15 protein-coding genes are annotated in these 20,467 nt (G+C 62.3%); 9 read left to right on the forward strand and 6 right to left on the reverse strand.

All coding sequences use genetic code 11. The features are described 5' to 3' along the window. Nucleotide 1 precedes the first annotated feature (1 nt). On the reverse strand, nucleotides 2-1,606 hold the full coding sequence (locus ACZYGA_RS10920) for an ATP-binding protein (RefSeq protein WP_479399180.1): 1,605 nt from the start codon (nucleotides 1,604-1,606) through the stop codon (nucleotides 2-4). A gap of 258 nt (nucleotides 1,607-1,864) precedes the next feature. Between ACZYGA_RS10920 and ACZYGA_RS10925 the strand changes: the two genes are divergently transcribed. Further along, a complete protein-coding gene (locus ACZYGA_RS10925) occupies nucleotides 1,865-2,293 on the forward strand; it encodes an organic hydroperoxide resistance protein (protein ID WP_054556341.1) in 429 nt (142 codons plus the stop codon). 96 nt (nucleotides 2,294-2,389) lie between these two features. On the opposite strand, the gene ACZYGA_RS10930 is transcribed toward ACZYGA_RS10925, so the two are convergent. Together ACZYGA_RS10930 and ACZYGA_RS10935 are read right to left on the reverse strand one after the other, a co-directional pair. Next, nucleotides 2,390-3,970, reverse strand: coding sequence for a BCCT family transporter (locus ACZYGA_RS10930; RefSeq protein WP_479399181.1), 1,581 nt, complete (start codon nucleotides 3,968-3,970; stop codon nucleotides 2,390-2,392). Between the two features lie 340 nt (nucleotides 3,971-4,310). Then, nucleotides 4,311-5,888 carry a BCCT family transporter gene (locus ACZYGA_RS10935; protein ID WP_479399182.1) on the reverse strand — a complete coding sequence of 526 codons (1,578 nt, stop codon included), beginning with the start codon at nucleotides 5,886-5,888 and terminating at the stop codon, nucleotides 4,311-4,313. 294 nt (nucleotides 5,889-6,182) lie between these two features. Here ACZYGA_RS10935 and ACZYGA_RS10940 point away from each other — a divergent pair, with 294 nt between their 5' ends. Then, a complete protein-coding gene (locus tag ACZYGA_RS10940; protein ID WP_479399183.1) occupies nucleotides 6,183-7,184 on the forward strand; it encodes a GlxA family transcriptional regulator in 1,002 nt (333 codons plus the stop codon). A 115-nt stretch (nucleotides 7,185-7,299) separates the two neighbouring features. Here the strand turns inward: ACZYGA_RS10940 and ACZYGA_RS10945 are convergent, their stop codons facing one another. Next, entirely contained in the window at nucleotides 7,300-8,487 is a 1,188-nt protein-coding gene (locus tag ACZYGA_RS10945) for an MFS transporter (protein ID WP_077379879.1), read from the reverse strand. Nucleotides 8,488-9,033: 546 nt separating this feature from the next. Here ACZYGA_RS10945 and gmk point away from each other — a divergent pair. From gmk to ACZYGA_RS10965, 4 genes are all read left to right on the forward strand, one after another. Then, complete coding sequence (gene gmk, locus ACZYGA_RS10950; RefSeq protein WP_077380016.1) at nucleotides 9,034-9,690, forward strand: guanylate kinase; 657 nt, start codon at nucleotides 9,034-9,036, stop codon at nucleotides 9,688-9,690. A 346-nt stretch (nucleotides 9,691-10,036) separates the two neighbouring features. Then, complete coding sequence (gene rpoZ / locus ACZYGA_RS10955) at nucleotides 10,037-10,288, forward strand: DNA-directed RNA polymerase subunit omega (protein WP_077379876.1); 252 nt, start codon at nucleotides 10,037-10,039, stop codon at nucleotides 10,286-10,288. A gap of 111 nt (nucleotides 10,289-10,399) precedes the next feature. Next, complete coding sequence (locus tag ACZYGA_RS10960; RefSeq protein WP_479399185.1) at nucleotides 10,400-12,565, forward strand: RelA/SpoT family protein; 2,166 nt, start codon at nucleotides 10,400-10,402, stop codon at nucleotides 12,563-12,565. Between the two features lie 208 nt (nucleotides 12,566-12,773). Beyond that, nucleotides 12,774-13,163 (forward strand): RidA family protein, encoded by a 390-nt coding sequence (locus ACZYGA_RS10965; RefSeq protein WP_077379872.1) that lies wholly within the window; start codon nucleotides 12,774-12,776, stop codon nucleotides 13,161-13,163. Nucleotides 13,164-13,374: 211 nt separating this feature from the next. On the opposite strand, the gene ACZYGA_RS10970 is transcribed toward ACZYGA_RS10965, so the two are convergent. Beyond that, the gene (locus ACZYGA_RS10970) at nucleotides 13,375-14,262 is read right to left on the reverse strand and encodes an NAD-dependent epimerase/dehydratase family protein (RefSeq protein ID WP_077379870.1); all 888 of its coding nucleotides are present in this window, start codon (nucleotides 14,260-14,262) and stop codon (nucleotides 13,375-13,377) included. A gap of 71 nt (nucleotides 14,263-14,333) precedes the next feature. Here ACZYGA_RS10970 and ACZYGA_RS10975 point away from each other — a divergent pair, with 71 nt between their 5' ends. Together ACZYGA_RS10975 and recG are read left to right on the forward strand one after the other, a co-directional pair. Next, on the forward strand, nucleotides 14,334-15,299 hold the full coding sequence (locus ACZYGA_RS10975; protein WP_077379868.1) for a hydrogen peroxide-inducible genes activator: 966 nt from the start codon (nucleotides 14,334-14,336) through the stop codon (nucleotides 15,297-15,299). Next, a complete protein-coding gene (gene recG, locus ACZYGA_RS10980) occupies nucleotides 15,296-17,437 on the forward strand; it encodes an ATP-dependent DNA helicase RecG (protein ID WP_077379866.1) in 2,142 nt (713 codons plus the stop codon). Before ACZYGA_RS10975 ends, recG begins: the two co-directional genes overlap by 4 nt. A gap of 80 nt (nucleotides 17,438-17,517) precedes the next feature. Here recG and yccS read toward each other — a convergent pair whose 3' ends face one another. Then, complete coding sequence (gene yccS / locus ACZYGA_RS10985; protein ID WP_136939522.1) at nucleotides 17,518-19,770, reverse strand: YccS family putative transporter; 2,253 nt, start codon at nucleotides 19,768-19,770, stop codon at nucleotides 17,518-17,520. Nucleotides 19,771-19,972: 202 nt separating this feature from the next. Between yccS and ACZYGA_RS10990 the strand changes: the two genes are divergently transcribed. After that, nucleotides 19,973-20,389, forward strand: a complete 417-nt coding sequence (locus ACZYGA_RS10990) for a DUF2780 domain-containing protein (RefSeq protein WP_077379862.1) — start codon at nucleotides 19,973-19,975, stop codon at nucleotides 20,387-20,389. Nucleotides 20,390-20,467: the final 78 nt, after the last annotated feature.

A 20,467-nucleotide genomic window follows, 5' to 3' on the forward strand; every position in this document is an offset into this window, starting at 1 on the left:
CTCAATCAGTTTCAGTAGGCATATCCATTGATCTTAATAGCTTCTTTAAATTTGATGAAACTTCATCTCTAATGTCTTCCCACATATACGAAAGTTCTTGATCTGTATTTTTATGTTCAGCGGCGGCAAGTGCCCATAACAATAAATCTAACCCTTCTGAAGCCAAGCTGTTACCTGCTTGACTGTAAATTTTAGTGTAGAAGTCATGATATTTATTCAACCTAACACCTGTGGTGTGATACTTATCGTCTTTACTGCTCAGGCATGGCTGCCATAAAGCACCACTAGGTATATTCTCTACAGCACTAACATATAGATTCTCTGGTTTAACATAACTTTCTACCGGCGTATGTATTTTAACCCCTTCCCCCTGATTATTATTTACGATTGCTTCATCTGTATTTACATCGACCGATGCCGCGGTTACTTTTGATGTGTTTTTTGTCTCCGAAATAGTTTTGTTAGAATCTCCATGCGATATGCCGCCATTTATTTTAGCTGCTTGTTTCCTTCTATACCGTTGGTTCGCTTCCTGATATGCAGGTGCTAGGCGCTCTTTTAATGCATCTTCAAGTGCCGGATCGAGTATAATCCTGCTTTTTTTTACATCAACACTAAATGCTTCATCTAGCTGATAACCAAAGTCAAATTCGATTCTAAGCAATGACCAATGAGGGTCGTCTGCTCTCCAGATACCTAAATATCCACCACTATGAATTACTCTTCCTTCTCTATGAATATAAAACCCCTGACCTCTATTGGAAATTTTAGCGAACTCCTTATTTTCTTCTGGGGTCATATCTTTGGCATGTGGTAACACCCATGCCTTTATTGTAGCGCTATATACATCACCACTACTAATCTCTATAGGCAAAACAGTCATTTTATCGGCTAGTAACTGTTCTGAACGCTCCGGATAAAATGGATTCCAATACTTCACTTTATTGTCGTTGATAGTTAAAGACACTGTTTTATACTCATGATCACTGGGATTTAAGTACTTATGGAATATCAGTGCACAGTGCTCTGTTAGTTTAGCAGCTCTGTATTTGATAGCATTTTGCTCTTTCGTTCCACCAGGCTGCTCATAAATCTTACTCAAAAGTCTATCGCACTTAGCCCATATGACTAATGTTCCGGACTCTCCACATAATTCCTCAAATAATTCTTCCTCGTCTTCCGTAACAGGTTCATTTATCATCTCCCAGCGATTTGCGCTAGCGACATGCTCTAAATCCCAAGTAAGCTTTTCGAGCTTCTCTGTATGTGCTCTTCTGGAAACTAATGAATATTTCAAACAAACTGAGCTTGATGCAGTTTTAAGCCCTAGCCCAAATTTACCTAGTGAAGCAAGGTTTGCTCGTATATTTGCACCATACCTCATGGCATTATGGAGGCCATCTGCATCCATGCCTTCGCCATCATCGCCAAAATAAACGTATTTTTTACCATCGCAAGTCAACTCTATTCGTATGTTTATATTACTAGCATCGGCAGCTATTGAATTATCTATAATATCTGCGGCAGCAGTGTAAAAATCATAGCCAGTATCTCTAAGCCCATGTATCAATCGTGAAGGATCCGGTTCATTTAGTAGATTGCTCATTACACCACCCTATTCTTGTCGACTACATGTGAAATATTTTATTAGCACTAACCTACATTAACAATATTGCACTGACTGAATTTATTTTCAATATCTATCATACATTTGATCAAGAAAATTTATCTAATGTATACTTTTTGAGTTAGACAATGTCGGATCCTGTACATTCCTCTTCCCTCAGCAATTGAAACTCTGCCCGACAGGCGCCATCTTGTCTGCATCCCTCAGCTGAGGGCATTTCCGCTCAAGGAGTCAGGCATGTCTATCGAACAAGTGCTGTACCGTGCAGAAGCCACTACCACTGGGGGGCGTGAGGGCAAGTCGCGTTCTTCCGATGGAGCGCTGGATGTCACCCTGAGCACGCCGAAGGAGCTGGGCGGTGGTGGCGGTGAAGGCACCAACCCGGAGCAGCTGTTCGCGGCGGGGTATTCTGCCTGCTTCATCGGTGCCATGAAGCACGTGGCCAGCACTGACGGCGTGACGCTGCCGGAAGGCCTGGAGATCACCGGCAAGGTGGGTATCGGCCAGATTCCGGCCGGTTTCGGTATCGAGGTGGCGCTGGATATCAGCCTGCCGGGCATGGACAAGGCCGAGGCGGATGCGCTGGTCGAGAAGGCGCACCAGGTGTGCCCTTACTCCAACGCGACGCGTGGCAATATCGATGTGACGCTGAACGTCAGCGTCTGATGACTGACGTCTGATCGCCAGACACGAAAACGCCGCCCCTCGGGGCGGCGTTTTTGATGGTGCGACACGCTCATTGCTCTCGAGCGTGCGAGCCGATCAGACGCCCTGCTCACGCGCCATGCGGCGGGCAATCAGCGGAGCGTTCCACAGGCTGGGCAGCAGAATCAGTGACACCGGCACGGCGGTGACGACGATGAAGGATTGCAGCGCATTGATGCCGCCATCGCCCATCGAGATCAGCAGCGCCGCGACCACGCCCATCATCAGGCTCCAGAACACGCGCACGCCACGCGGCGGATTGTCGTGACCGCTCATCACCATCGAGACGGCGTAGGTCATCGAGTCACCGGTGGTGGCGACGAACAGCGTGGTCAGCACCAGGAACAGCACCGAGATGGTGAAGCCGAACGGCAGCTGCTGGGTGATGGCGATCAGCGCTGCCGGCAGGTTGAAGCCGGTGAACGGGCCGGAGACGCTGCCCGGGTTGCTCAGCTCGAAGGCGAGACCGCTGCCACCGATGATGGTGAACCACAGGCAGGTGACCAGCGGCGAGATGACCGCGATCAACAGCACCATCTGACGCAGGGTACGGCCACGCGAGATGCGCGCGACGAACATCGCCATCAGCGGACCATAGCCGATGAACCAGCCCCAGAAGAACAGCGTCCAGCCATTCAGCCAGCCATCGTCAGCACGGAAGGTGGACATGGAGACGAAGTCGCCGACGTAGCGCACCAGCCCTTGCGGGAAGGCATCCAGCAGGAAGCCGGTCGGGCCCATGATCAGGATGAACAGCAACAGCGCGCCGCCGAGCAGGACATTGGTGCTGCTCAAGAACTGGATGCCACGGGTCACGCCGCTCACCGCTGACAGGGTGTAGATGACGGTCAGCACGAGCAGCAGGGTGAGCTGGGTCGCGTAGGTATCGGGGATGCCGAACAGCGCATTGAGGCCATAGCTGACCTGCAGGCCGAGGAAGCCGATGGGGCCGACGGTGCCGGCGACCACCGCCAGCACGCAGCAGGCATCCACCAGTGCGCCGATGGGGCCACGCATGACGCGGTCGCCGAACAGCGGGTAGAGCAGCGTGCGCGGCTTGAGCGGCAGGCCCTTCTCGTAGTGCAGGTACATGAAGATGATGCCGGTCAGGCTGCCGAGCATCGCCCAGGCCAGGAAGCCCCAGTGCATGAAGCTCTGCGCCAGCGCGTTGTAGGCGGCATCGGCGTTGCCCGTCGGGGCATCGGCGCCGAACACCGGCGGCGGCGAGGTGAAGTGAGCGATCGGCTCGGCCGCTGCCCAGAAGACACCACCGCCCGCCAGCAGCGTGCACAGGATGATGGCCATCCAGCGCAGCGTCGAGATATCCGGCACGGCGAGTCCGCCCATGCGCACCCGTCCGGTGCGGCCGATGGTCAGCACGATGGCGATGACGAAGGTCGCCAGCATCAGCGCTTGCCAGTAGGCACCGAAGTAGTGGGTCGAGACACCGAAGGCACTCTGGATGAGCGCGGAGACACCGTCGAGATCGACCAGTGCGGCGATGGCGAACAGCGCCAGCACGCCACCACTGATGATGAAGACAGGCCAGTCGATACCTTGCGGGGAGTGTGCGGAATCAGCGGGGGGAGTTACCGGTGTGGCGGAGCCGGACGAAACAGTCCGGGAAGAATCCGTCATTAGTCAGCCTCTGGGCATGATCTGAGTGACGGTGCAGTGTATCAGTCGAGACAGGAGGAAATAGGCGATAAGCGGTTGTTTTTACACCTATGTAACGCGACGTATCATCAAGCCTACAGCCGTTTTACATTCTTGGCGCGCCGTAACAAGACGCATCCTTCGAGTCGTGCCCCTTCGCGCCGCTTGTGCCCTCAGTCCCTCTCCTCATGAAGACGCCGCCCTGGAGGGCGGCGTCTTCTTTCTCGTCATCGGATGACATGGCCCTGCCCATCCTGCCGGACGAATCATGCCGGACGAATCATGCCGGCCAAAGTCATGTCGGATGAGTCATGAGGATGAATCAGAGTCCTTGCTCGCGGGCCATCCTGCGCGCGATGCCGGGCGCATTCCACAGGCTCGGCAACAGGATCAGCGAGACCGGCACGGCGGTGACGACGATGAAGGATTGCAGCGCATTGATGCCACCATCGCCCATCGAGATCAGCAAGGCTGCCACCACGCCCATGATCAGGCTCCAGAACACGCGCACGCTGCGTGGCGGGTCGTCATGCCCACTCATCACCATCGAGATGGCATACGTCATCGAGTCGCCAGTGGTGGCCACGAACAATGCCGACAGAATCAGGAACATCACGGACATGATGAAACCGAACGGCAGCTGCTGGGTGATGGCGATCAAGGCCGCCGACAGGTTGAAGCCGGTGAACGGGCCGGACACGCTGCCGGGATCGGCCAGCTCGAAGGCCAGACCGCTGCCACCGAGAATGGTGAACCACACGCAGGTCGCCAGCGGCGACAGGAGAGTGATCAACCACACCATCTGGCGCAGCGTGCGGCCCCGCGAGATACGCGCGACCAGCATCGCCATCAGGGGTCCGAAACCGATGAACCAGCCCCAGAAGAACAGCGTCCAGCTGTTCAGCCACCCAGTGTCCGCGCGAAAGACCGCCATCGGCGCGATGTGTTTCAGGTAGTCCACCATGCCCAGCGGGAAGGCCTTGAGCAGGAATTCCGTCGGTCCCATGATCAGGATGAACAGCAACATCGCGCCGCCGATCAGCACATTGGCGCTGCTCAGGAATTGAATGCCGCGCATGACACCACTCACCGCTGACAGGGTGTAGACGGCGGTCAACATGGCCAACAGCACCAGTTGCGTCGTGTAGGTGTCGGGAATGCCGAACAGCGCGTTGAGCCCGAAGCTGAGCTGGATGCCGAGAAAGCCCACTGGCCCCACGGTGCCCGCGATGACCGCCAGCACGCAGCAGGCATCCACCAGCGCTCCCGCAGGTCCACGCATCACCCGGTCGCCGAACAGCGGATAGAGCAGCGTGCGCGGCTTGAGCGGCAGGCCCTTTTCATAGTGGAGATGCATGAAGACCACGCCGGTCAGGCTGCCCAGAACTGCCCAGCCGAGAAATCCCCAGTGCATGAAGCTCTGCGCCAGCGCGTTGTAGGCAGCATCGAGATTGCCCACGGCGGCGTCCGAGCCGAACACCGGTGGCGGCGAGGTGAAGTGGGCGATCGGCTCCGCCGCTGCCCAGAAGACGCCACCCCCCGCCAGCAATGTGCACAGGATGGTCGCCATCCAGCGCGGCGTGGAAATGTCCGGCGTGTCCAGGCCACCCAGCACCACCCGTCCCGTGCGACCGAACGTCATGCCGATGGCGACAAGGAAGGTGGCGATCATCAGCGCCTGCCAATAGGCACCGAAGTAGGCGGTCGAGAGATCGAAGGCATGCTGGATGAGCGACGAGACGCCCTCGAGATTGACCAGTGCGGCGATCACGAACACCGCCATCACGCCACCGCTGAGGAGGAAGACGGGCCAGTCGAGGCCCCGGGAGGAAGCGCGGGAAGGGGTAGGGGCTGCTGAAGTTGCGGCGCCGGACGAAAGGGTCCGGGTGGTATCCGTCATTTATCTGCCTCTGGGCATGGTCTGATTAGCCGGGCAGTCTATCAGCCACACCCTTGGCATCGCTGTGACAAGTCCATGATTTTACTGCTGTGTTACGCGAAGTATCACCAAGCCCACAGCGGCATTACATTCTGCCCAACACAAGGACACCGGATTGCCACTCGCCGTGCCTGCCAACTCCTGAGAGGATGAAGCTGACACGTGAGGCATTGCCTGCCCCGCCCCCTCCTTCATCCGCGATAGTGCTCCCTCGATACCATGACATCGCCTCGCCGCCGTGATTTCACCCCCTCGATGAAACTGCGCAACCAGCGCCTGCTTCAGGACGTGACCTGCTCCCGGAGCGCGCCGCTCGATGTGGCCTTCGTGCTGCTGGAGCACTTCTCCCTCCCCGCCTTCACCTCCGGGCTGGATGCGCTGGTGACTGCCAATCTGCTCCGTGACGATCCCTTCTATCGCCTGCACACCTGTGGCCTGAACGATGGCAGCGTACGCAGCGATCTGGGCATCGACATCATGCCCGGCCTGACGCTTGCCGAGCTGGACCCCGTCCAGTGCGATCTGCTGATCGTGTGCGGAGGCTATCGCGTGATGCTGGAAGAGATTCCGAGGCTCAACGACCTGCTGCGCCGTGCCGCCCAGCAGGGCTGTCGCTTGGGCAGTCTGTGGAACGGCAGCTACTTCCTGGCCTCGGCCGGGGTGATGGAGGGCCATCGTTGCACCATTCACCCCGAGAACGCGGCGCTGTTCAGCGAGACCTTCCCCGCGCTCGAGCTGTCCCGAGCCCCGCTGGTCGTCGAGGAAGCGCGTCTCAGCAGTGCCAGCGCCGCCAGTGCGCTGGACATGATGCTGGAAGGCATGCGTCAGCGTCACGGAGAGGATCTGGCGCGCAGCGTCGAGGAGATTCTGGCCTGCGAGCGCCCGGCCACGCCCAGTCCGTGGCATGTCGAGCAGACGCTGCCCGCACCGGACAGTCACCTTCCCGAGGCACTGCGCTCCATTCTCGAGTTGATGAGCAGCAACCTCGAGGAGCCGCTGAGCATGACCGACATCTCGCACTGCGTCTCCCTGTCGCGGCGCCAGATAGAGCGGCTTTTCACGCGACATCTGGATACCACGCCATCTCGCCATTATCTGGAGATGCGCCTGACACGCGCCCGCCAGCTGCTGACCCAGGGCAATGCCAGCATCACCGATGTCACCGTGGCCTGCGGCTTCGTCAGCACCACACATTTCAGTCACTGCTTTCGGGATTACTTCGGCATGTCACCGACGCGCGCTCGCCAGAGATGCTGACAGTCCCTTGCCACTGATGAGCCCCAGAAACGCAGAACGCCGCCCCGAAGGGCGGCGTTCTGCGTTGCGACGTCTTGTGCTCACGGGGCTTTCACGGCCTCGCTTCATGCCCACATCAGGCGGAAGCCGTCTGCAGCTCGCGGCGCTCATGGCGCTGCCCGAGCAGGAAGACGATCAAGCCGGCGATGGCCATGGCCACCCCGACCAGGCCGATGGAGGAGTGGGACGGGCCATACGCGAAGGCCAGGCCGCCACACCAGGCACCCAGCGCATTGGCGATGTTGAAGGCCGCGTGATTGAGGGTCGCCGCCATGGTCTGGGCGTCTTCCGCCACATCCATCAGGCGCATCTGCAGTGCCGGTGCCAGGCCGATGCCCGTGCCAACCAGTCCGACGAACAGGATACCGCTCCAGACACCGTCGGCGGCGAAGTAGAAGCCACCCTGTACCAGCGCGCTCCAGATCAGCACGGCAGGAATGGTGCGCATCAGGTCGATGTCCGCAGCACGGCTACCGATCAGGTTGCCGATGATGGTGCCCACCCCGAAGACGGCCAGCACCATCGGCACCAGGTTCTGGGACAGTCCGGCCTGGACGTTGAGCGTCTCCACCGCATAGCTGTAGACACTGAACATGCCGCCGAAACCGATGCAGGCGATGCCGAGGGTATAGAGCACCCGCGGCTTGATCAGCGCGGCCAGCTCGGTCAGCGGCGTCGCGTTCTGATTGCCTGCCTGATAGGGCACGAAACCACGCACCAGCACGGCCGTCGCCAGCGCCAGCAGGCCGACGAGGAGGAACGCGGAATGCCAACCGAACAGACTGCCGAACCAGGTCGCCGCTGGCGCCCCGATGAGAATCGCCACCGTCAGCCCCATCATCACGCGCCCGACGGCACGGCCACGCTCGCCGGCGGGAGCAGCATCCGCCGCCACCAGTGCGGCCACCCCCAGATAGACGCCATGCGGCAGCCCCGCGATGAAGCGCAGCGCGGCGAAGCTGGTCAGTGAGGGGGCCATCAGGCTGGCCACGTTGCTGAGCGCGAACAGCAGCATCAGGCCGATCAACAAGCCGCGCCGCGGCAGGCGTGCGCCAAGCGCCGAGATCAGCGGAGCACCGACCACCACCCCCATCGCATAGGCGCTGATGGCATAGCCGACCTGCTGGGATGACACCTGAAAGTCCGCGGCGATGTTGGGCATCAGCCCCATGATCACGAATTCGGTAGTGCCGATGGCAAAGGCACCGAGTGCCAGCGCCAGTTCGGCGATGCGCGGATGGCGCGCAACGGGGGAGGCAGACATGTCCGGGTCTCCTGAAACTTGAAAGGGGATATCACCCGTGTCCGTGCTCATCCGCAGCACCGCTGACAGGTGCAGGCCACGGATGGCATTGCCTGCGCATGGCTGGCGCTACGCAAGGCAAAAGACCGCGCGCCATTCATCATCTGCCAGGAAGGCGGGAATGAATGGCGCGCGGGACAGGTAACAGGTGATGCGCTCGTGCGTGGCGTCTCTCTTGGACGCCTGCTGCACGTCATGGCGCTGCTCTATCGTCTGGCAAACGGTATTGCGGCAACCCTCCTCAAGTTGCCTTGGGCGAGGCGTCAGCAAACCGTGCGATCCCTCATGGGGCCGAGCCGACTCGCGGGCTGGCCGATGCTTGAGCGATCAATGAAATATACGACCATTGTTGCAGATAACGCCACGCCGGCCCAACCGATTCATCACGACAACTGTGGTGCCGGAAGTGCAACATCGGTACATGACACCGTCATGTCTGCCTGCAGCCCAAGCAGGGGTGAGTGTGCGATAATGCGCCGATTCAGCGACAGCAAGCGGATCCCTTCCATGTCTTCGACATCATCAGCACCCTCCACTGCCGCCAGCAACGCCCGTGGCACTCTCTACATCATTTCCGCGCCCTCCGGCGCCGGCAAGACCACACTGGTCAAGGCATTGCTGGAGCGCATGGACGGCATCGGCGTATCCGTCTCGCACACCACCCGCGGCCAGCGCCCGGGCGAGCAGGATGCCGTCAACTACCACTTCGTGGATGTCGATCACTTCAAGACGATGATCGAGCAGGGCGACTTCTTCGAGCACGCCCAGGTCTTCGACAACTTCTATGGCACCTCGCGTCCGGCGGTCGAAGCTCGCCTGAGCAAGGGCGAGGACGTCATCCTCGAGATCGACTGGCAGGGTGCCCAGCAGGTACGCGCCCAGGTGCCGGAAGCCGTCTCCATCTTCATCCTGCCGCCGTCGCGTGAAGCGCTGCTCGAGCGTCTGTCCGGCCGCGGTACCGATGGGGAAGACGTCATCGCCCGGCGCATGCGTGACGCCGTCAGCGAGATGTCCCACTACGACGAGTACGACCTGATCGTCATCAACGATGATTTTACTCAGGCATTGGACGAGCTGTGCAGTCTGATCACCGCCGAGCGCGCACGCCGCCCGCGCGTCCAGGCGCGCCATGCCGCATTGCTGGACTCCCTGCTCGCCGGATGACGCCCGTGCACGAAGTCCAGGCATGACAAGGACTTGTTGCGGCCTACGGTGCTGATCATGCGCGCTCTGGTCGCTTACGCCGCCGAGAGCGCGCCATGTCGCGCCACCGGATAGCGCCCTACTTGTCACGCCACAAGGGCGTCGAGTAGACTCGATTCCCTTTCAGAATCATTGGCCGCTGCGCTGTCTCGCCCCTGGCGGGCTGGCGCAGCGGCATTGTGCTTGCGTCGTGTGCGAGATACTGTCAGATGATCAGGGTATGCGGCCCCTAGCGGTCGCGGCACTCTGCGCTGATTACACGCCGACAGCGAACCCCCGAATATCCCGCTATTGAAGGTGCACTGCCATGGCCCGCGTAACCGTAGAAGATTGCCTCGAGAACGTCGACAACCGCTTCCAGCTGGTGATGATCTCCACTCGTCGTGCCCGTCAGCTGTCACGTGGCAGCCGCAACGCCCAACTGCCGTGGGAAAACGACAAGCCGACCGTGCTGGCCCTGCGCGAAGTGGCGGCGGGTCTGGTCAACCGCGACATCCTGAATGAGCCGGTCGAAGCTCCGATCCAGCGCAAGCCGGTACTGCCGCAGATCGAGGACTGAGCCCCGGCTCTCCCTCTCCTGTACGTGTGCTGATCCGCACCTCCAACGTCGCGCCATCATGGCCATCACGCGGGGTGCGGGCCCGGAACCACCTTGAGCCAAGGCCGCTGAATGTTCACGATCGATGACCTGGCAGACCGCCTGGGCGGTTATCTTCCCGAGGAAGAGATCCGTCAGGTTAGGCGCGCCTTCTATTACGCCGAGCAGGCCCACGATGGCCAGCGCAGGCGTTCCGGTGAACCCTATGTGACCCACCCGCTGGCGGTGGCGAACATTCTCGCCAACATGCACATGGACCATCAGAGCCTGATGGCGGCCATGCTGCACGATGTCATCGAAGACACCAGCGTGACCTTCGAGGCACTGGCCGGCCAGTTCGGCGAGCCGGTGGCCTTGCTGGTCGATGGCGTCTCGAAGCTGACCCAGATCACCTTCGAGGACAAGGCCGTCGCTCAGGCCGAGAACTTCCAGAAGATGGTGCTGGCGATGTCCCAGGACATCCGCGTCATCATCGTCAAACTGGCCGACCGTCTCCACAACATGCGTACCCTCGGTGCCCTGCGCCCCGAGAAGAAGCGGCGCATCGCCCGTGAGACGCTCGAGATCTACGCCCGCGTCGCCAACCGCCTCGGTATCAACACCATCCGTGTCGAACTGGAAGATCTGTCCTTCCAGGCGCTGCACCCGATGCGCTCCGAACGCATCAAGCGTGCCGTCACCGCCGCGCGAGGCAATCGTCGTACCCTGATGCGCGAGATCCAGGCCAGCCTGCAGAACGCGCTGGAGCGCGATCAGCTGCCCGGCTCGGTGATCGGCCGTCAGAAGCATCTGCTGTCCATCTACCGCAAGATGCGTGACCAGCAGAAGCCCTTCAATGAACTGATGGACGTGTTCGGCTTCCGCATCATCACTGATGACGTGGACAGCTGCTATCGCATCCTCGGCGTGGTGCACAATCTCTACAAGCCGGTACCGGGACGCTTCAAGGATTACATCGCGATCCCCAAGGCCAATGGCTACCAGAGTCTGCACACCACGCTGTTCGGCATGAACGGCATGCCCATCGAGGTGCAGATCCGCACCCGCGAGATGGAAGCGATGGCCAACAACGGCATCGCGGCCCACTGGCTGTACAAGGCCGGGCAGACCGACCGTCCCATCGGCGCCGGCAGCCACGCACGTGCCCGCGAGTGGGTACGCGGCCTGCTCGAGATGCAGCGCCATGCCGGCAACTCGCTGGAATTCATCGAGCACGTCAAGAACGACCTGTTCCCCGATGATATCTACGTGTTCACCCCCAAGGGCGACATCATGGAGCTGCCGCGCGGTGCGACGGCGGTCGATTTCGCCTATGCGGTGCACACCGATGTCGGCAACAGCTGCATCGCCTGTCGCATCGATCGTCATCTGGCGCCGCTATCCTCGCCACTGGAGAGCGGCCAGACCGTCGAGGTCATCACCGCACCGGGTGCCAAGCCCAACCTGGCGTGGCTCAACTTCGTCACCACCGCCAAGGCGCGTTCCGCCATTCGCCACTACCTCAAGCATCAGCAGCGCAGCGAGTCCGTGGCATTGGGCCAGCGCCTGCTGATCAAGGCACTCGCCGGCCTGGACATCACCCTCGAACAGCTGCCGCCCCAGCGCCTGGATACCCTGGCGGCGGAGCTTGAGCTGGAAGGCGGGCGTGATGATCTGCTCGAGTCCATCGGTCTCGGTACCCGCGCCGCCTACAGCGTGGCGCAGAGCCTGCTGAACGACAGGATGAGTCCCGCGGCACAGCAGCCCAAGTTCTCGGCCAAGGATGGCAACGTCCAGCCGGAGGACAGTGGCATCGGGCCGATGCAGGTCAGTGGCGGCGACAGCATGGTCACCAGCTATGCACGCTGCTGCCACCCGCTGCCAGGAGAGCCCATCATGGGCCACCTGTCAGCCGGCAAGGGCCTGGTGGTCCATCGTCAGGAATGCAGCAATCTGACCGAGCTGGCCAGCGATCCGGAGCGTGTCTTCCCGCTGACCTGGGCCGAGCAGATCGAAGGCGACTTCACCGTCGCCCTGCGCATCGAAGCCCAGACCCAGCGCGGGCTGATCGCCGAGCTGGCCGAACTCGTCACCGACGCGGAAGCCAATATCGAACGCATCGGTATCGAGGAGCGCGACGCTCACCTGGCCATCGTCAATCTGACCCTGGCGGTACGTGATCGCATTCATCTGGCACGCATCATCAAGCGCATGCGCAACCTGTTGCACGTGGAGCGCATTACCCGCGTCATCAGTTGATCGGATTCAAGGCCGCGTCGTTCGCCACCGGCGGGCGGCGCGGTTTTCGTTTTTGGGACTTCCGCAAGGTCGTCCATGGACACGACGGGCCTCTGCCCGACACCTCGCCGAGACAGGCGAGCAGCGCACTCACAAACACAATCGCAATTCACTGTCACAAGGCAACTGGCACAAGACCAGTAGGAAAGACAGTCACAAGGAGCACAACATGAGCAATCGCGCGATCATCAACACCGACAAGGCACCCGCTGCCATCGGGCCGTACTCCCAGGCCATCAAGGCGGGCAACACCGTTTATCTCTCCGGCCAGATTCCGCTGGACCCGCAGACGATGGAAGTCGTCGAAGGCGGTATCGAGGCGCAGGCGCGTCAGGTGTTCACCAACCTGAGCGCCGTGTGTGAAGAGGCCGCCGGCAGCCTGGGCGACATCGTCAAGCTCAACCTCTACCTGACGGACCTCGATGACTTCGCTCGCGTCAACGCGGTGATGGAAGAGTTCTTCAGCGCGCCCTTCCCGGCGCGTGCCGCCGTCGGCGTCAAGGCACTGCCCAAGGGCGTGGCCTTCGAAGCCGAAGGCGTGATGGTCATCGGCGACTGATCACGGTGGATCTTGCCGCCTGATCTGCCGAAATGCCTGACCTGCTGAAACGTGGTCTGCTGAAACGACAGTGCCCGCCCCGGAAACCCGGGGCGGGCACTGTCAGTTATCGGGCCAGGCAGCCTTGGCTCCCGGCGCCTCGACTTGTCCACAGCCGGTCAGGATGCGTCACGCGCGACCTCCTGTGGACAAGTCAATCGCCGTGCGGCGCTCAGCGTCCGGAAAGCTCGCTCTCCGGTACCGTCACGCCATGCTCCTTGAGCACCTCGGCATAGCCCTCGCGGAAGGTCGGGTAACGGAAGCGATAGCCACTCTCGAGCAGCAGCGCATTGCCGCAGCGCTTGCTGGAGCGACGCCGCAGCGGCGACTGGATCACCTCGGTGGATTCGACCTTGAGCTGACGTGCCAACCACGCCATCACCTCGTGCAGCGGTGCACCATCACAGTCGGTGGCCAGGTAGATCGGCTCGACCGGCTTGCCCTCGAGACTCAGTGCGATCAGGTGCGCCAGCACCCCCGCGCAGTCGTCACGATGGATGCGGTTGGAGTAGAGTGGCGGATTGCTGGCGGCGATGCGCCCATCGCGCGCCTGACGGATCAGCATGTCGCGACCCGGCCCGTAGATACCGGAGAAGCGCACCACGGTGCCATTGAGCGAGGAGTCGAGCAGGACCTGCTCGCCTTCCCGCATCAGCTGCCCCGAGAAGCTGGTGGCGTCGGTGGGGGACTGCTCGTCGACCTCTTCGCCTTCCTTCTGGGCGTAGACGGAGGTCGAGGACACGAAGAATACGCGTGTCGGCGGGTTGGCACGCGATTCCAGCTCCGCGACCAGCGCACGAATGCCATCGACGTAGGCAGCCCGATAGGCGTCTTCGTCGAAGTGGTCAGCGCTCAGCACGTGTACCACGGTGTCGGCATCTGGCAAGCTGGCCAGAGCACCTTCCGCGGTGATGTCCAGTGCCAGCGTCTCGATACCGAGATCCGCCAGCCTGGACACATCGCGTCTGACACCGATGACGTGCTGATCGGCCTTGAGCAGCTCGCGCGCCAGCGCGCTGCCAACGTCGCCACAACCGAGGATGAGACTCGTCTTCTTCACCTTTGCCGTGCTCCTTGGTAAAACGAATCGGTACCCACCGCATCCCAGGATGCCAGTTCCGGGCAGGAATCATGACTCTAACAGAACTCCGCTACATCGTAACCTTGGCCCAGGAGCGTCATTTCGGACGCGCCGCAGAGCGCTGCTTCGTCTCGCAGCCGACCCTGTCGGTGGCCGTCAAGAAGCTGGAAGAGGAGCTGGGAGTCGCACTGTTCGAGCGTTCCAAGTCCACCGTACAGGTCACACCGCTCGGCGAGAAGATCGTTCAGCAGGCCCAGCGCGTGCTGGAACAGTCCAGCGTGATCAAGGAGCTGGCCAATGCCGGCAAGGATCAGCTCTCCAGCCCGTTGCGCATCGGCGCCATCTATACCATTGGACCTTACCTGTTTCCGCATCTGGTGCCGGAACTGACGCGGCGTGCGCCGAAGATGCCGCTCTACATCGAGGAAGGCATGACCGGCGATCTGCGCCGCAAGCTCAGAAACGGTGAGCTGGACATCATCATCGTGGCGCTGCCCTTCACCGAGACCGACGTGCTGACCAAGACGCTCTACGAAGAACCCTTCGAGGTGCTGTTGCCATCGGGTCACGCGCTGCTCGAACAGGACAGCATCGCCAAGGAGCAATTGATCAATGAGCGTCTGCTGATGCTGGGCGAGGGCCACTGCTTCCGTGATCAGATTCTCGAGGCGTGTCCGGCCATCGGCCATCAGATCAACAATCCCGAGAACACCCTGATCGCCGAGGGGGGCTCGCTGGAGACCATTCGTCACATGGTCGCCTCAGGCCTCGGTATCACCGTGCTGCCCTACTCGGCCACCGGTACCGGCCATTACGAGAGCGGCGTGCTCGAGACACGTCCCTTCAAGGACCCCGCCCCCAGCCGCAGCGTGGCCCTGGCATGGCGTGCCAGCTTCCCGCGCCCCAAGGCGATTGACGTGATCAGCCAGGCGATCGCCGAGTGCTCGACCCGCGCCCGCCAGAGCAACGAGAACGGCATGCAGGGTTCCGCTTCCCAGAGCCACGAACCGGCATGAGCAGGGCGGGCACGGACGCCTCATCTGCCGGGCCCGCCAGCGCCGGTGTCTTTGCCACCGGCGCGCTGGCGCAACCGCTGGACAGCCTGAGCGGGGTCGGCCCCGCGCTGAGCGAGAAGCTGTCGCGGCTGGGACTGGAGCGCGTGGCGGACCTGCTCTTCCACCTGCCGCTGCGTTATCAGGACAGGACTCGCGTCACCCCCATCGGCACGCTCAAGAGCGGCATGGAGGCCGTGGTGGAAGGCGAGGTGACGGCCTGCGACATCGTCAAGGGTCGCCGGCGCAGCCTGCTGGTGCGCCTGCGCGATGGCAGCGGCATCCTCAGTCTGCGCTTCTTCCACTTCTCTCCCGCCCAGCAACAGCAGTTCCAGCGTGGCCACAGCGTGCGCTGCTTCGGCGAGGCGCGTGCCGGGGCCACCGGTCTCGAAATCTATCATCCGGAATACCGTCTGCTCGGTCAGGGCGCGGCCCCGGTGGAAGACCACCTCACCCCCATCTATCCGGCCACCGAAGGACTCAATCAGGCGCGCCTGCGCGGCTTGATCGGCCAGGCCCTCAAGCAGCTCGAGGAGACGCCCCATGAGCTGCCGGACCTGATCCCCGAGGCCCTGCGCGCACGCTTTCGCCTGCCCGGGGTGATCGAGTGCCTGCGTTTCCTGCATGAGCCGCCGCCGGATGCGCCCGTCGATCAGATGAGCGACGGCGTGCATCCCAGTCAGCGGCGTCTCGCCCAGGAAGAGCTGCTCGCCCATCAGCTGAGCCTGCGGCAGGTGCGAGCGCGCATCCAGCAGGATGGCGCCCCCTCGTTGAGCGCCAGCGGTGGCCTGAGCACCCGCTTTCTTGCCCAGTTGCCCTTCTCGCTGACCGGCGCCCAGCGCCGTGTGCTGGATGAGGTACGCCGTGACCTGGCGCGCGAAGTGCCGATGCTGCGCCTGGTGCAGGGCGACGTGGGCTCGGGCAAGACGGTGGTGGCGGCAATGGCGGCCCTGATCGCCATCGGTGGCGGCTGTCAGGCCGCCTTGATGGCCCCCACCGAGATCCTCGCCGAGCAGCACTATCGCAACTTCCGCGAATGGCTGGAGCCGCTGGGCATCGAGGTCGCGTGGCTGGCCGGCAAGCTCAAGGGCAAGGCGCGGCTGGATGCCAAGGCGGCCATCGCCGATGGCCGGGCACGCATGGTGGTCGGGACTCACGCACTGTTCCAGGCCGACGTGACCTTCCAGCGCCTGGGGCTGGCGATCGTCGATGAGCAGCATCGCTTCGGCGTGCATCAGCGTCTCGCCTTGCGCGAGAAGGGCGAGGCCGGCGGCCTGACCCCCCATCAGCTGATCATGACCGCCACGCCGATCCCGCGCACTCTGGCGATGAGCGCCTACGCGGATCTCGATCTCTCGGTGATCGACGAGCTTCCCCCGGGGCGTACCCCGGTACAGACCGTGGCAGTGGCCGACCCGCGGCGTCCCGAGGTGGTCGAGCGCATTCGCGCCGCCTGCGCCGAGGGTCGTCAGGCCTATTGGGTATGCACGCTGATCGAGGAATCCGAGGTGATGACCTGTCAGGCCGCCGAGGTGACGCGTGACGAGCTGACCGAGGCGTTGCCGGAGCTGTCCATCGGTCTGGTGCACGGCCGCATGAAGGCGGCCGAGAAGGCCGAGGTGATGGCGGCGTTCAAGGAAGGCGAACATGACCTGCTGGTGGCCACCACGGTGATCGAGGTCGGGGTCGATGTGCCGAATGCCAGCCTGATGGTGATCGACAACCCCGAGCGTCTCGGCCTGTCGCAGCTGCACCAGCTACGCGGGCGTGTCGGGCGTGGCAGTACCGAGAGCTTCTGCGTGCTGCTCTATCATCCGCCGCTCTCTCAGCACTCCAGGCAACGCCTGGCGGTGATGCGCGAGACCACCGACGGCTTCAAGATCGCCGAGAAGGACCTGGAGCTGCGCGGGCCCGGCGAAGTGCTGGGCACGCGTCAGACGGGACTGGCGGGGATGAAGATCGCCGATCTCGAGCGTGACAGCGACCTGATCGCCCCGACCACCACCCTGGCCGACGCCATTCTCACTGAGGCCCCCCAGGCCGCGGAGCCCCTGATCCGCCGCTGGCTGGGGGAGGCGGCTGGCCAATACGGCGCCGTCTGAGCGCCCTGCCCACCTGCCCCCCAACGCACTCGTTCACCTGGTCACTCGTTCATCTGGCCACTTGCCAGCCGCGCCAGCCCTCAGCTGGCGCGGCTGGCCTTGATCAGCTGGGTGCCGGCACTTTCCAGCGGCTGCAACAGCCGCAGCACCAGAATCAGCTGTGACAGCGCCAGGCGCCCGGTGGTGGACTCGACCTGCTCGATCTCGGCCTCCAGCGCCGCGATCTCATGATCGCTTTCCAGCGTGAGGGTGATCTCGCCGCCCGCCTCCAGCTGCTCACCCAATGCCGTCAGCTGCTGGCTCAGGCGCTCGCCATGGCGCAACAGCGTCTCGATGCCGCTGCTGGCGGACGAGGTGGATTCCAGTTCACCACGATGCGCCGCCAATGCCGACAGATACCCCAGCGCGGTATGGGCATGGAGCAAGAAGCCGAAGCCCGGCTCCACGTCACGCCGGAAATGGCCCGGCTCCTTGCGCGCCGTCGCCAGCAGGCTCGAGAAGGCGGCGTCGGCATTGTGGGCATTGCGCCGCGCCAGGCGATAGGCCAGGTCATCGCGCTTGCCGTGGCGATACTGGGACAGCACCTCCCCCAGATAGCGCCCGCTGGTCTTGAGGCTGACACCGGCCTGACGATAGAGCTTGCGGCCCTGCCAGTCCGGCAGGATCAACACCACGGAAAGCCCCGCCAGCAGGCCACCGACCAGCGTATCGAACAGTCGCGGCCAGATGAGATCGAAGCCATCACCGACCTGGTTGAAGCAGGCCAGCACCATCAGGGTGATGGCCGCCGTCGCCAGGGTGTAGCGTGACCCGCGCGTGGCGAAGAACAGCACCCCCGCGACCACGGCGATGCCGGCCTGGAGGGTGGGGGCCGGGAACAGGCTGATCAGCGCCCAGCCGGCCAGCAGACCGATCAAGGTACCGACGATGCGCTGAGCCAGGGTGCGCCGGGTATCGCCGAAGCTGGGCCGGCAGACGAACAGCCCCGTCAGCAGAATCCAGTAGCCCTGGGTCGGGTGGACCGCCAGCAGCACGCCATAGCCGGCCACCAGGGTCGCGGTCAGGCGCAGTGAATGACGGAAGATCGGTGAGCGCGGGGTCAGATGGCTGCGAATGCGCTCGAGCATGTCCCGCGTGCCGTGAGGCGAGCGATCCAGCAGGCTGTTGTCGCTTTCACTGCTGCTGGCTTCCAGATCGCCGAGTCGCTCGATCTGCCCTTCGATCAACCGCAGGTTGCCCGCCAGCGCCTCCAGCGCCTGCATCAGATGACGCCATTCAGGCCGATGCTGCTGCTTGAGATACTCGAGCGAGGCGTTGAGGTCTTCCAGCGCCTGCTGGCTGTCACTGGCCTCGAAGGGCTGACGCATCAGCAGCGCCCGGCCCAGTCCCTTGCAGGCGCCGCCCTGCTGCTCCAGCAGGCGCTGACAGCGGAACAGGATATCGTGATGGAAGAAGGCATCACTGAGCTGGCCATAGGGGTAATGGCTCGAACTGGCCCGCTCATGAAGGTCCTGGGCGATGAAGTAGAGCCGCAGGTAGCGATCCAGCTTGCTGGTGTCGCGCCGCCCGGCGAGACGCCGGAAGACCATCTCCTTGGTCTGGTTGAGCGCCACGACCACACGACCATTCTGCTCCGCCAGCGCCAGACGACGCGCCGAGCGATCCACGTTGCGCAGTGGCTCGAACAGCTGAGCCTTGAGAATCAGATAGCGGCCCAGTTCACGGTAGAGGGTCGCCATGCTGTGCTTGAGCGGCTGACGCGAGAACAGCGCGCACCACAATACCGACAGCAGTCCGTACCAGGTCGCGCCGATCACCAGCAGCAACGGCTGGACCAGATTGATGCCCAGTCCCGGCTCACGCAGCCACTCGGGCAGGCTGCGCTCCAGCAGCGCGATCTGCCCATCTCCATGCTGCTGCTCGAGACTGATCATGGTGTACACGGCCAGAATCAGCGAGGCGCGGGCGATGGCCCCGTAGCGGGCATCGATCGCCGCCAGCATCGGCAAGGTGAAGGTGGCCAGCGCCAGGCCGATCACGAAGGGCAACGGCATGCCGAACAGCAGCTCCACCGAGACGGCGGCGATGCTGAAACAGGCCAGTGTCATGCCCAGCGCGCGCAGTCGCCCGCGCCAATGGTCATCCGTTTCCGCCAGTCCCGAGGCAATCACGCCGAGAAACAGCGGGATCACCAGCGCCATCTCGTCCAGCCAGAACCCTACCGCCATCACACCGCCAAGCGCGATGAGCATGCGCAGCGAATAGCTGAAGGCATCCAGCGTCCACAGTCGACGCAGGGAGTGGATGAGCGAGTGTTGCAGGGAGCGTGTCATGAAGTGTTCCGTGACCAGGGCGCGAGCAGCGCATTAGACTTTAGATTTATGCCGCTAGCATACCACCCTGTTCTGCCGTGTCCGATAGCTCCGGCTCACACAAGCGTTGGCAAGCGCTTCAGGCGCCAAACTCTCCGTCCGTGCCACTCTACCCACTCATGCTACCCACTCATGCCTACCCCGGATTTCATGGAGAATACCGATGCACCCACTCATCGAACGTGTCACTGGCGCCCTCGGGCTGTCACCAGAGATTGCCGAACAGGCGGTCGGCCTCATTCTCAAGTTCGTGCGTGAACAGGGCCCGGATGGGCCGGCGGCATCACTGCTGGGGGCCATTCCGGGCGCCGAAGGGTTGATCGGCAGCGCTGGCGAGGAAGCCGCCGAGTCCGGGGGCGGTGGCCTCATGGGCGGCCTGATGGGGGCGGTCAGTGCATTCACCGGAGGCAGCGGAGGGGGAGCACTGGAGCTGGGCCAGAAGCTGATGGGACTGGACCTGAACATGGATCAGGCACGTGGCGTGGCCGATGAGACGCTGAGCTATGCGCGCGAGCAAGCCGGCGATGGTGTGGTCGACCAGGTCATCGAGGGCATCCCGGGCCTCAAGCATCTGCTGTGACACCTTGCGTGCCCTCACGAAAAACGCCCCGCTGAGCAGATCAGCGGGGCGTTTTTTTGGGTCACTACGGCATGGCCG

The sequence above is a fragment of the Cobetia sp. BL01 genome (genome assembly GCF_056493605.1).